The following is a 12445-nucleotide window of genomic DNA, read 5'->3' as shown; positions in this document are numbered from 1 at the left end:
GTCTAACATAATGTTTTTCAATTCAGTCGCTGCGCCTGTAAAAGAACCGTCTCCGGTATTGTACCAGATAATCTTATCGCCATCCAAAACTCCTATTTCATTGGTACTTGGGTATAGGACGATATCTCTCAATTCGCGATACTCTCCGGGCCCCTTGCCTAAGCGGCCTAGCTTAAACAGAAATTTTCCATCAAGGTCAAAACAGAAAACTGTTTTCGCTAAATCACTATCAAGCACGAAAATTTTATCCTCATGTCTGATGGCTTTATCAAGTTTACCGATTAAGCTCGCGTCAGTCGTTTCTAGTGGAACGACAAAGTGTTCTGATACTTTTTCGGGTGTCACTGTAAATGACTCTTGTATATCCTTTGATCGAACGATAATTTTTACAACATCGGTTGATTCATTTCCTGTAAATGAGGACGCCTCCTGCCCATTGCAGGAGACGTGAATCTGGGTCAAACATATGCATATTAATGATGCAAAATACTGGCTTATTTTCATTTTACCGGTACAAATTTTTGATCATCTGTCTCACACTTTCCTACTGATAATTTACAGTTATAAGCATATCCAACGAGATTTTCTTGCTTAGAAGCATCGATATTCGCACCCATTATACTCATTTTAAACCCCGATACTTTATCGTATACGGGTGTCATTTTCATACTTGACCATTTTTTTTCAGCTGCATCTAATGCGCTGAACGTGCCGACACAAAATAATGTGATCAGCGATAAAGTAACTACTTTTGCTTTCATAGAATTTTGATTGAATTGAACAAAGATTATTGTATGATTCAAAGCTAAATTATTTTTTTTTTTGCAAGTATTCTGTGAAAAAATTTTGATTTTGCATGAATTTTTTTCCTAAGCTTTACTTTGGATGGTTTGGACTATACGAAGCAGGTTCTACGAGCGTAAATATGTTTAAAGTAAGCGTCACTTGGGTGGTGGTTTACCTCGTTCTGATCGCCTAACCCAAGGGTTTGGCTTCTTGCTTATTTGGCCGAATGGGACTGCATCCAACACTGTCGGACTATAAAGCTGAGGATATGGGTACATGAAGGCTTTCGATAGCGATTAAGTTTGCTAGGCTGATGCTTAGTCCTCCTCTTTTTTAGGTATGCGCTCCGGATCTGTGGTCGGTTCCTCTTCTTTTCGTTTTGGAATTTTCGGCTGGCCGAGCCCCAAACTTCCCTTTACGCCTGAGAGAGTGGCTCGCCACCAGTAGTTAAAAATAAACTTGTCTGTGGGATTTTCTGCGTAGATGCGTGCACTAACGGTATTGCCGAAAATTTTCCGGGGATTATTACTACGTACCGCAAGGACGTTAATCACAAAGGTCAGCACCCCTTTTCTGCCACGTGCTTCTTCTAAGGTGCGCTCATCGAGCAGGGCTAAATTCAGATTTTTGTAGTACAGTTTCATGCTGCCGCGCGCATCGAACTGATCGGCAGTAAATTTCCAGCTGGCCCCATTAAAGCTACCTTTGCGCACCCGCGCAAAGGCATTCGGTTCCAGAATAGAGTTGATAGTAGCCAGATCGAAGGAGTCTGCCCGGGCATGCAGGGTCATCGGGTAGGGTGCTTCATAGCGCATAAGTCCTTCGAGGCGGATCTTCGCTTGCCCATTCAGATACGCCTGTGCCTGTAAGTTCGTTTTCTCCAATAGGAAAGGGAAGTCCTCAGTGTCTCCCATGTGTATAGGCCCAAGAGTAGCATCTAGCCGCTGAAAGGTGATTGTGCCCGGCACAAGGCCATTTTTTGGAAATTCTGTGTAACTGATCAGTGCGTTTTCTAATGCGATGCTGTCTATTCGCACTAAAAAGGGCATTTGACGCATAAGCGCCTGCGGCATCTCTTTCACTTTTTCTAGCTCTGGGGCACGTTTATCCTTAAAAATCCGAAAATCCACTTCCTCTACTTGCAGGAATCGGCCGAATAGACCTCCTTCGGAAAGAGAGGTCTCCAAGTCCGGTTCGTGCAGGGTCATCCGGGGTATGTGAAGTTCCATTACATCTACCTGATGCCCTTTTTTACGGGTATAGGCAAAGGGCCCATAACGCGGCACCAGCGAGATGTCTTCCAGCATGATGCGTTCGTTCGAGAAGGTAAGGTAGCCTAGGCGGACCTGATTTAAGCTGTCTGGCAGATTAAAACGGTAGTCTGAAAGCGTAATGTCGAAATTTTTGTTGATTAAAGTATGCAGCGAGACTCGCTCAGCCTGTTTGCGTAAGTCAAAAGTCAGGTCATCCAGGGACAGGTTCAGCGAGCGGAGATTTTGTCCCGTCGAATTTCCTGACTGCCGCTGCAAGTCAAAGTCAGCCTCTTCTACACGCAGACGATCGATATGGACTACCTCTAGAAAGGGGGCCTTCTCGTCCTCATTTTTATTCGTACGCTCGATACCAAAGAGGTTTTTTTCGATTACCATGGGGTTTTCTGGGTCCAGGCGCAGTGCAAGGGTGGGCTTGAAAAGGCTGACTTCTTTCAGTTCAAGTCGTTTGCTTCGCTGTAGCTCTTTCAGTTGATTCGTTTTGACGAGCAGACTTTGGATCGCCCCTTCGATAAGCGGCTGCCCAGGTTTTGGCTGGTCATGCTTAGGCGTGATTTCTAGGTTTTTCATCAGAACTCCCTCGTACCGAGTGTCAAAAGAAACCGATTCGAAGGTCACTTGATGCATTTCATCGGCCAAATCCAAGCGAAAAGCATCCACTGTAAGCTGTATATCGTCGAAGAAATTTGCTATTTGCCCTTGCTCTAATCGGTCTGGATCCAGTTTAAAGCCATCTATCTGAAAGAATACCGCTGTGTTAATGATCTGTTTACGTACTCCCTCTTCGATAAGGTCTACTTCTATGCGTGCACGCTCCGCCATTACCGTGTCGATGCGAATGGTGGTAAGTGCCTTGGGTAGGTTTCTGTCTCGACGCTCACCAGAATCGTTGTTCGACTCTTTTTCTCCGTCTACGTCGTTGTTAAAAAGTAAGGTGACCGTAGCGTCCGAAAGCTTGATCTTATTCAGGAGCAGCTCACTATCGAATAAGAAAGACTCGAGGTCCACTCCCGTAAAAGACAAGGAAGGCGCCACAGCCGATATTTTAAAATTACTTTTGAAGGACGTGTTTGGCCGCAGCCGCACATTTTGGCTAGTAATCTCCTCTCGCTGACTATTAAAATTAATGGCATCTACGGTGATGGCATAGCGCCCATCTGCCAAGTCGAATACATATTCGTTCAAGCGAATGTCCACCTCTTCGGAAAATAAATTGCTGAGTTCCTTGCTGTCCGTGTCTGGGCGCACTTCGAAACCCTGAATGCGAATGTTTACCTTGTCCTCGGAAAAGGTTTTCATGTTTTCCCCAACTTTATTTTCGAAAGAAAGCGAGCCGGAAGAAATGAGTAGCTCGCGAACGGCCACACGGTTAAAGTAACTGCTGAGTAGCGCTACGATATCTGCTTTTTCTTCGTCTACAGGCAGCTCACTACTGTCTGTTTCCTCCGCCTGAGCGGCAAAGAACTTGGTAATAGCGATTTCCGGCGCAGGTACCTCTATTTTCTGGATGAGCAGCTCTTTGTTAAAATAGGCACGCTTCAGATCTGCCCCATAGGCCTTAAACTGCGGAACATGAATGGCTAATCCTGTTGTTTTCTTCTGATCACGCAGTGTTTCCTGTAAATTGGCAGAGTCTAGGGCTGATATACGGAAGTTATCGATAGAAACCTCTTTCGTTTTGGTATCTAAACGCAGGTGGTCCGCACGAAACAGATGCACATTATCCGCTAATTTAAGCGCGTAATCGGACAACTCCAGCGCCAGGTGTTGGGCATAAAAAATACCCGCATCGGGGCTATTCTCCGTCTCCTCATCCAGTTGAAAAGCCTCCAGCCTCAAGTTGAACCGCCCGAAAGAAAGGCTGTCTTGTTCTTGCAGCGAGCGGTTATCGACGGTTAGAGCTCCTTCCTGTATTTCGAATTCTTCGATATAAATCGCTTGCAAAAAGTCCTTGGTCAACTCCCGCAGATCCAAGCCACTACTGCTTTCTTGCTTTCTGCTAAGGTCTTTTATGTCAAACTCCGGTTTGACGATTAGCAGTTTCTGTACATCGAAGATGCCTTCGTTATAGACTTTTTTAAGATTCGCTTTTTCAACAGAGAATTCAGGCAGATTCACGGCCAGCAGGGTGCTGTCACTGTCTCCACCGCTGCCTGGGTTTGGCCTGATCGTGAATTTCTCCACGCGCACGATATCTTCCTTAGAATCCAAGCGCGCGAACTCAGCTCGAATATCGTGAAGACGATCGTTTAAGCGGATAGTGACGTCGTAGAGCTCCATGGCAGCTTCCGCTGCAAAGAAAAACTGATCCAAGGTGTTACTTTCTGGTCCGATGTAGACGGCATCCATCTGTAAATCCAGACGATTTATTTCCACCCTCTTGCGCTCTCGCTCCTCTACCAGCGCCTGGCTAAAAGTGCCTTCCTGGATGCGGAGTTTCTCAATGCGAATTTCTTTCAAAATACCTTCTACCAGTGGGTACAAGTTGTCAGCGTCTACAGGAGCTTCTTCCAGCGATGCCGTGGAGGACCCGCTGCTACCTGACGCGCTGTAGACATGCACTTCAGGCTGATGTAAAAGCAGATCTCCGATGATCACTTCACTCGTATAGAAAACCCTATTAATGTCTGCTTCGGTGATCGAGAGCTGGTTAAAGCCCAATGCCAGATAAGTTTTACTTTCTTTTTCAAAATTCGGACGGACCCGAAGGGCTTTCGCCCGAATAAAGGACTCTAGCGAAGAGATGTTGACATTATCAGCAAAGATCGTGTGGACTGAGTCTGCCAGTAGCAGTTCGAAGCGCGAGAGCTCGATTTCGAAGCCTTCAGCGTTTAAGGGCGTGGCGGGATCTCTTTCTTGGAGTAGACGCATGTTCTTTAGGTAAATATTCGTCTTCTCCGCCTTCATGCTTCGCTGGGCGATGAAGTTTTCAAGTAGTAGATCCCCGTCTTGGATATAGAGGTTGACGATACGTATTTCCTCGAGAACGCTGCGAAGAAATGTTTTTTGGAGCTCCTGCTCCAAAAGCTGCAGTGGGCTCTCCGAGGAGGCCGATGCTGCATCTTCCTCCAAGCCGTCTAGTAAATCTTCCTTAAAATCATTTAGGGCGAAGTCCAGCTCAGGACTTTCCACGCGTAGGGTCCCGATCCTGAATTCCTTGGACAAAAACTGATAGAAAAGCCCTTTCAGACTGATATGCTTTAAGGAAACGCGGAAGAGGGGGAGGTCACTTTCGAGGGCTTTCATCTCTTCTTTACTAAGGAGGGGCTTGATTTCCAGCTCTCGGAAGCCGACACCACGCTCTAAAAAGGAGATGTAGAAGCGATCGAATTCCAGGGCATACTTTCCCTCCGAAAGTTCGGTTACTTTCCGCTGCAGATAGCCACGCAGCAACCAGTCCGCGCTGAAGTACAGCACGACGTGGAGCGCGAGGAATAGGCCTATAAGTAACGCAAGGAGGCGAAAGGCTTTTCTTTTGTAGATGGGTTTCTGCACGGATGTGGTTTAGGCTTCTACTAAAATACAAGGAATTTTTGAGCTTTACTGTGGTTCTTGGTTTTTAAGCCTCGCCGATATCCAAATTTTAACGGAATTGGAGTCCTAACGTTAGCTTTTTAAAAAGTACAAAGGAAATGCCAAGTTTTCAGCTCGGTTTAGGTCAAAAATAGGAAGACAAGCAGTAAAAATCGAGGAAGGCGCAAGACTATGGAGGGAGAAAAAATAAAAAAGCTATGAAAAGAATTTTCATAGCTTTAGTCAATTAACAATAAACCCAAAATAACCTGTGTAGTGGAAGGAATCGAACCCTCACCAGTGGATCTCCAGATCACTACTGTCAAACATTACTGTCTAACAACATTACAAATATACGGCAGAAAGTTGACTCTTGAAAATATCGAAAGAAAAAAGCCTAATAATTACATAAAATTTATTTTAAGGGCTTTTAAATGATAAAGTGATTTTTGGTAACGATTGCGAAAGGTAATTTTTCAATAAACTCGATAGGGCCTAGTCAGTTTTCTGTTAGTGATTTTTCGATAATTCTGGCGAAATATAGCTATATGTTAATTTTTGGGCCATGTACTTAACAACTTATTAATATGGAGAGACCAAACTACCAATTTATTATCCTATTGTTTTAGTTTTTGCTCACTTTGCAGTTTTTTGCCACTTTTAACGCGCTATTTATCGTTATACTGCACGTAGTGGACCCATTTATCGAGGACTTGCTGGAAATCTTCGGGGAGTGGGCATTCGAAATACAGCTTTTCCTGGGTCACAGGATGCACGAAACCTAGCGAGCGGGCATGCAGCGCCTGACGTGGAAGGAGTTGGAAGCAGTTTTTTATAAAGGACTGATACTGGGAGAAGGTGGTGCCCTTCCGGATTTTATCTCCCCCGTACATGGCATCATTAAAGAGAGGATGCCCGAGAAACTTCATGTGCGCACGAATCTGATGTGTTCTGCCCGTTTCCAGCCTACAAGCGATTAAACTCACATAACGTAGGTTTTGTAGGACTTTCCAGTGGGTTCTAGCCGGTTTCCCTTGGCTATTATCCGGAAAGGCTTCCATCATCTTACGGTCTTTTGCACTTCTGCCGATGGCGGCATCTATGGTACCTGTTTCGCTTTGGGGCTCGCCCCAAACTAAGGCATAATACTCACGTTCGATGCTATGATCGAAAAACTGCCGAGCCAGGCTTGTCATCGCATCCTCCGTTTTCGCTATGACGAGCAGGCCGGAGGTGTCCTTATCGATGCGGTGTACGAGTCCCGGTCTGCCCGTGTTTCCCGGAAGTGTGGGCAGCTGCTGAAAGTGATGCACGAGTGCGTTCACCAGGGTCCCGGACCAGTTGCCATGGGCGGGGTGGACCACCATACCTGCGGGTTTATTTACCACTAAAAGTGTATCGTCTTCAAACACGATATCGAGAGGAATGGCTTCGGGGTAAACGGTGCTATCGCGCGGTGGCTCCTCCAGCAGGACCTGAATATGATCTTCTGGTTTGATTTTATAGTTCGCCTTCGTCGGCTGCCCGTTCACCAGCACCTGACCGCTGTCGATAGCCTGCTGCACCTTATTTCGGGTGGCATTTGCTACTTTATCGGTCAGAAACCGGTCGATGCGGGTCGGCTGCTGGCCTTTGTCCACATGAATTTCGTGGTGCTGGTAGAGGGAGCGCGCATCACCGCCCTGAAGGGCTTCGTCTTCTTCCTCGTCTTCGAACATGCTCATGGTACAAAAGTACGGTGCTTTCTAAAAAGTTTCGGATCTTTAGGCGTTTAAATTCTCTTTTCTATGCAGTTTCCCGATGCTCTTCCACTTACCACGCTCACTTTTCCATTAAGAGCTGTACCGCGGGGCGGTTTTCCTCGGCTGCGCATGCTTCGTCTGGATCAGGTGCACCCCTTGATTTCTGGCAACAAGTATTTTAAGCTCTTTTATGCTTTGCGGGAAGCGCAGCAGCGTGGCTTCGGGCAGTTGCTAACGTTCGGTGGGGCTTTTTCGAATCATCTCGTGGCCACGGCGGCTGCCGCGCGCCAGATGGGGATGCAGTCTATCGGCATTATTCGCGGAGAGGAGCTGCGTGATAAGCGGCCACGAAATCCGACACTTTACTGGGCGGAGCGCTGCGGCATGAAGTTGCACTTTGTCCCCCGCGGGGCCTATCGCCAAAAAGAAGAGCAGGCCTTTTTAGCGATGCTCGAGCAGCAGTTCGGTAGCGCCTATTTTATCCCCGAAGGAGGGACCGGCCCTCTTGCTGTGCGCGGCATGGCGGAGGTGGGACGCTATATTCCTGCCGATGTGCAGGAAATTTTTACTGCTGCAGGCACAGGAGGGACAGCCGCAGGACTCATCATAGGGGCTCAGCCTAGCCAACATGTACATGTACTGCCGGTGCTGAAAGGCGATTTTATGGCAGACAGTGTGCAGGAGCTGTTAGTGGATTTTCCTGCGCCGAGGGCTACTTGGTCCGTGTGGCCTTCGGAGGTGCACGAGGGCGGCTATGGACGCTTTAGTGCTCCACTGGTACAGTTTATTCGGGACTTTTATCAAGTTAATGGCATCGTTTTAGACCCCGTGTACACGGGCAAAGTCCTTTTTTCAATCGAAAAGGCGATACTTGCAGGGCGGTTCACAGCCGACAGGGAGCTGCTGGTCCTGCATACAGGCGGACTGCAGGGCAACTGGGGCTATCTCTTTCGAGGGGGCCGCTATGGAGCACTCCCGCTGGCCTGGCTGTGAGTAGCCCGGAACCACGAAACAGGTCTGGAAGGACTTTTTCTAAGCAGCTTTCCCCCTTGTTGCGTGCATTGCTTTTGGCCCCAGGGCCAAAATTCAGGCGCGGTATCAGGTCGCTTTCATCTGGAATAGGTCCTGCTGCTCCTCTCGGGGAAGAATTTCCAGCACATTCGCGAGTACCAAGCGGACCAAAGTCCGGGAGGCCAAAAAAATAGGCAGTTCGGCTGCACGGGCATACTCTTGGAGCGTGATTTGTTCCTTTTCTTGGAGGAGCTGCATCAATTTCATTTCTTTTTCCCCATAGGTGAACGGGGCGGCATCGGGGCGATCGATGCGTTTTAGGATCTCCCACATTTCGCGACTGGCCTTGATACTCCTGTCAGCCACCCGCACGTAGGCTTGGCGCTGCGCTCCTTCTTTCACCAGGTGGGGGCGGTGCGGGGAACAAGCCACATAAAAGACGGCCACTCCTTTCTTTTCGTTGAGTTTAAACAGGCTGAGTTCATAGCCCAGCGCTGGCCGGATATACTTCTCGATGGCATTTTCCATGACGAAGATTTCCTCCTCGATGAAGCGCTGCCCGCTCACCGTGCCATCATCGTCCACGCCGATAAGCAGGTGGCCTCCTTCTGTATTGGCGAGGGCCACCAGTTCGCGAACGATTTTTTCCGGGTGCGTGGCTTTTTTTTTGAACTCGATATGAAGCCCCTCTCCCCTGGCCGCTAGGCGATGTACGTCAGATAGTTGCATAATGTGAAGTGAAACGGGTTGTGAAGCGTTTAATCCAAAAGGGAAAGCGCCCTAGCTTAGCTTTTTCCCGTGGTGGCGGTACCGCGTTCGAGCTCCTGTAGGCGGTCCTTATAGCCCTGCCATTCGTCGCGCAGGCGTGCCGCTTCCATGAAGTTGAGTTCCTTGGCAGCCTTTTCCATGAGCTTTTGCGTCTGCCCGATGAGTTTTTCCAGCTTCTCCTTCGAGAGGTACTGTACCACCGGGTCGGCGGCGGTCTTTTTCGCACTTACTTCGTCCGCATAGACCTTGGTGCCCCGTTTGCTGTCGGCCACTTTGGTCTGGCCCATGATTTTTTCCTTGCTCTTGCGTACCGTCAGCGGAGTGATTCCATGCTCCTCGTTGTAGGCCTGCTGCACGCTTCGGCGGCGATTGGTTTCATCGATGGCCACGCGCATGGACTCGGTGATCTTATCGGCATACATGATGACGCGACCGTTTTCATTTCGGGCCGCCCGGCCAATGGTCTGCACCAGTGAGCGCTCATTTCGGAGGAAACCTTCCTTATCGGCATCCATGATCGCGACCAGGGAAACTTCGGGAAGATCTAGCCCCTCGCGGAGTAAGTTAACACCCACCAGAACGTCGAAGATACCGAGCCGCAGCTCGCGCAAGATCTCCACGCGGTCCAGGGGTTTCACTTCGGAATGGATGTAGCGGCTTTTCACCCCTGCACGTTCGAGGAACTTCTGAAGCTCCTCGGCCATCCGCTTCGTCAGTGTAGTGACCAGCACGCGATCGCCGCTTTGGATCGTCTGATCGATCTCCTCGAGAAGATCATCGATCTGATGGGCACTGGGCCGCACTTCGATGATGGGATCCAGTAGCCCTGTCGGGCGGATAAGCTGTTCTACTACCACGCCTTCCGTTTTTGCCAGCTCATAATCTGCCGGCGTGGCCGACACGTAGATGACCTGATTCGTAAGTCCTTCGAATTCGTCGAACTTCAGGGGCCTGTTATCCAATGCGGAGGGCAGGCGGAAGCCGTAATCCACCAGGTTGACTTTTCGGGCGCGGTCTCCCCCCCACATGGCGCGCACCTGTGGCACGGTCACATGGCTCTCGTCGATGACCAGCAGGTAATCGTCTGGGAAGTAATCGAGCAGACAGAAGGGACGATCCCCGGGATTTCTGCGGTCGAAATACCGTGAATAGTTTTCCACGCCACTGCAGTAGCCCAGTTCGCGGATCATTTCCAAGTCAAACTCCGTCCGTTCGCGCAGCCGCTTGGCCTCGATGAGCTTCATGTCTTTTTCGAAAAAGGACACCTGCGCCATGAGGTCATCCTGAATTTCATTTACAGCCACATCGATGGTATCTCTGCCGGTGACAAATAGATTCGCCGGGAAGATGCTGATGATTTTTTCATCGGATTGTTTTTTTCCGGTGGCGGGGTCGATGCGCTGGATGGCTTCGATTTCATCCCCCCAAAAATAGATCCGGTACCCGAAATCCGCATACGCGACAAAGATATCTACCGTATCGCCCTTCACACGGAAGGTTCCATGAGTGAGCTCTTGGTTCGTCCGGCTATACAGAATATCCACCAGCTTATACAGGAGCTGGTTGCGGGGAATGCGGTCTCCCTGCTGGATGCGGATGACATTTTTACCGAACTCATCCGGGTTACCGATACCGTAGATGCAGGACACAGAAGCCACTACGATGACGTCTCTGCGGCCGGTAAGCAGGGCCGAGGTAGCGCTGAGGCGCAATTTCTCGATCTCTTCGTTAATCGAAAGGTCTTTTTCGATATAGGTATTGCTCGTCGGAATGAAGGCTTCCGGCTGGTAATAGTCGTAGTAAGAAATAAAATATTCTACTGCATTTTCGGGGAAAAACTGCTTAAACTCCCCATACAGCTGTGCCGCCAGCGTTTTGTTATGGCTGAGCACCAGCGTCGGACGCTGTACCTCTTGGATGAGATTGGCCACGGTAAATGTTTTGCCTGAGCCTGTCACCCCGAGCAGCACCTGGGCGGGATCGCCATTACGTACGCCCTGCGCTAATGCTTTGATTGCCTTGGGTTGATCGCCCGTAGGCTTATAATCGGATTGAATTTTAAATTCCATACACCTTTCCCTAAAGAGTGATAACGCCGAAAGACCGGTAAATGGTTTAGACTTTATGAACTCCTTTTGCTGCTCTGCAGCGCCCGAAACTTTTCCCAGTTGTAATACAAGAAATTACTGCGTAAAATCAGCACCAAGACTAGCGGGATAATCGCGGGATGGAAGCTTTGCCAGCCGAAAATCCACCAGATAATGGCGATATCGGCCAGGATGAGGACAGTCAGAAAGTAGCGTCTCCACAGGCGGTCCAACTGTTTTTTAAATAGGAGTGGGAGTAGCAGCAGATGCCCTGGAAAGGTCCAGAACAGGTTCCAGTTCCACTTGGTCTGGGAGTGATAGGTTAGGAACCAGAGCGCTAAGATGACGAGTCCGCACAGCCCCAAGAGGCTCCAGTAGACCACGTCCGCTTGAAAATAGAGTTTTTGTTTTTTAAAGCCCACGTAGGTGAGCAAGATCATGCCGATCCCGAAGATCCAGCCGAGAAGATAGGGGTTCAGTGGGCTGAAGCTAGGAGCGGGACGTTCGAAGTCCAGCAGGATGCTACTGCTTTTCACCAGAGGGCGGGTGGGCCCATCGCCTTCGATGCGGGCATGGGAGAAGGCCCTTTCCATGTAGTCAGGTAAAAACTGTTTTTCATAGGCACTCGCTTGGGCGTCGATCACGCTGCCCAGAGCCAGGTCGATACCAAAATCCGCCCAGGGCATTCTTTCTTCGACGTATTCGTCGATGAGCTGGCGGAAGGTTTGTGGCTTATCCTCTGGGGGCTTCGCCCAAATCAACTGCTTGCCCAGTACTTCCTCTACGATATCGCGGATGCGCGTGGCGCAATTATCATAAAAAAAGTCATACCGGTAGTAGCGGTTGTCGGGTCGATAATTCAGTTCCAAGGCAGCCAGCAGCGCACGGGTCTGATCCGGGTTTAGGTCTAGGACCTGTTCGCGTACACTGCGGCGAAAGTATTGGTATTCGGCCATGAAGCGTTCGTAGGTGGTGAGGCTGAGCATGTAGTCCAGTGTGCGCTGTGCAAATTTCACATAAAAAAAGGGCGTGTTAAAGTCGAAAGTACCGTAATTATAGACCAGGTCTCTGCCGGAGGATTCTTCTACGATGCGGATGGCGCTATGGCCAAAAGCGGAGTACAGCTCCTCCCCTGGGTCGCAGGTGAGTAGGCTGATCCGATAGTTTTCGGCCCGAAGAAAAGGGGATAGACCAAAAAGTAGGAGGATAAGGAGCAGGTTTTTTTTCATCATTTCATTTGCCGAAGGCCTAAGCGGAAGCAAATTTA

9 protein-coding genes are annotated in these 12445 nt (G+C 49.1%); 2 read left to right on the top strand and 7 right to left on the bottom strand.

The genetic code is table 11. The annotated features are described in order from the left end of the window. The coding region (locus tag ACXIT9_RS12835; RefSeq protein WP_458056640.1) for a 6-bladed beta-propeller at positions 1–504 on the bottom strand (504 nt) is incomplete at its 3' end. Next, positions 501–761 carry a hypothetical protein gene (locus ACXIT9_RS12830; RefSeq protein WP_458056639.1) on the bottom strand — a complete coding sequence of 87 codons (261 nt, stop codon included), beginning with the start codon at positions 759–761 and terminating at the stop codon, positions 501–503. The genes ACXIT9_RS12830 and ACXIT9_RS12835, both read right to left, overlap by 4 nt. A gap of 95 nt (positions 762–856) precedes the next feature. On the opposite strand from ACXIT9_RS12830, the gene ACXIT9_RS12825 reads away from it, so the two are divergent. Next, positions 857–979 (top strand): hypothetical protein, encoded by a 123-nt coding sequence (locus tag ACXIT9_RS12825; RefSeq protein ID WP_458056638.1) that lies wholly within the window; start codon positions 857–859, stop codon positions 977–979. A gap of 124 nt (positions 980–1103) precedes the next feature. Here the strand turns inward: ACXIT9_RS12825 and ACXIT9_RS12820 are convergent, their stop codons facing one another. After that, positions 1104–5552, bottom strand: a complete 4449-nt coding sequence (locus tag ACXIT9_RS12820) for a hypothetical protein (protein ID WP_458056637.1) — start codon at positions 5550–5552, stop codon at positions 1104–1106. A gap of 686 nt (positions 5553–6238) precedes the next feature. Then, positions 6239–7288 carry an RluA family pseudouridine synthase gene (locus ACXIT9_RS12815; protein WP_458056642.1) on the bottom strand — a complete coding sequence of 350 codons (1050 nt, stop codon included), beginning with the start codon at positions 7286–7288 and terminating at the stop codon, positions 6239–6241. Between the two features lie 69 nt (positions 7289–7357). Here ACXIT9_RS12815 and ACXIT9_RS12810 point away from each other — a divergent pair, with 69 nt between their 5' ends. After that, entirely contained in the window at positions 7358–8305 is a 948-nt protein-coding gene (locus ACXIT9_RS12810; protein ID WP_458056636.1) for a 1-aminocyclopropane-1-carboxylate deaminase/D-cysteine desulfhydrase, read from the top strand. A 105-nt stretch (positions 8306–8410) separates the two neighbouring features. On the opposite strand, the gene ACXIT9_RS12805 is transcribed toward ACXIT9_RS12810, so the two are convergent. The 3 genes from ACXIT9_RS12805 to ACXIT9_RS12795 are packed head-to-tail and all read right to left on the bottom strand — an operon-like array spanning position 8411 to position 12407. Next, positions 8411–9052, bottom strand: a complete 642-nt coding sequence (locus ACXIT9_RS12805) for an AlbA family DNA-binding domain-containing protein (protein WP_458056635.1) — start codon at positions 9050–9052, stop codon at positions 8411–8413. 56 nt (positions 9053–9108) lie between these two features. Next, the gene (gene uvrB, locus ACXIT9_RS12800) at positions 9109–11160 is read right to left on the bottom strand and encodes an excinuclease ABC subunit UvrB (protein ID WP_458056634.1); all 2052 of its coding nucleotides are present in this window, start codon (positions 11158–11160) and stop codon (positions 9109–9111) included. A 53-nt stretch (positions 11161–11213) separates the two neighbouring features. Beyond that, positions 11214–12407, bottom strand: coding sequence for an Lnb N-terminal periplasmic domain-containing protein (locus tag ACXIT9_RS12795; protein WP_458056641.1), 1194 nt, complete (start codon positions 12405–12407; stop codon positions 11214–11216). Between the last annotated feature and the right edge of the window lie 38 nt (positions 12408–12445).

The organism is Nitritalea sp., assembly GCF_054166705.1.
Note: the sequence above shows the minus strand (reverse complement) of the source record. Positions and strands in the feature narration are given on the sequence as shown.

Excerpts from the sequence above, each read along its gene's own strand:
- ACXIT9_RS12810 (WP_458056636.1), top strand. The coding sequence starts at position 7,358 with ATGCAGTTTCCCGATGCTCTTCCACTTACCACGCTCACTTTTCCATTA.
- ACXIT9_RS12815 (WP_458056642.1), bottom strand. The coding sequence starts at position 7,288 with ATGTTCGAAGACGAGGAAGAAGACGAAGCCCTTCAGGGCGGTGATGCG.
- ACXIT9_RS12825 (WP_458056638.1), top strand. The coding sequence starts at position 857 with ATGAATTTTTTTCCTAAGCTTTACTTTGGATGGTTTGGACTATACGAA.
- uvrB (WP_458056634.1), bottom strand. The coding sequence starts at position 11,160 with ATGGAATTTAAAATTCAATCCGATTATAAGCCTACGGGCGATCAACCC.
- ACXIT9_RS12795 (WP_458056641.1), bottom strand. The coding sequence starts at position 12,407 with ATGAAAAAAAACCTGCTCCTTATCCTCCTACTTTTTGGTCTATCCCCT.
- ACXIT9_RS12830 (WP_458056639.1), bottom strand. The coding sequence starts at position 761 with ATGAAAGCAAAAGTAGTTACTTTATCGCTGATCACATTATTTTGTGTC.
- ACXIT9_RS12805 (WP_458056635.1), bottom strand. The coding sequence starts at position 9,052 with ATGCAACTATCTGACGTACATCGCCTAGCGGCCAGGGGAGAGGGGCTT.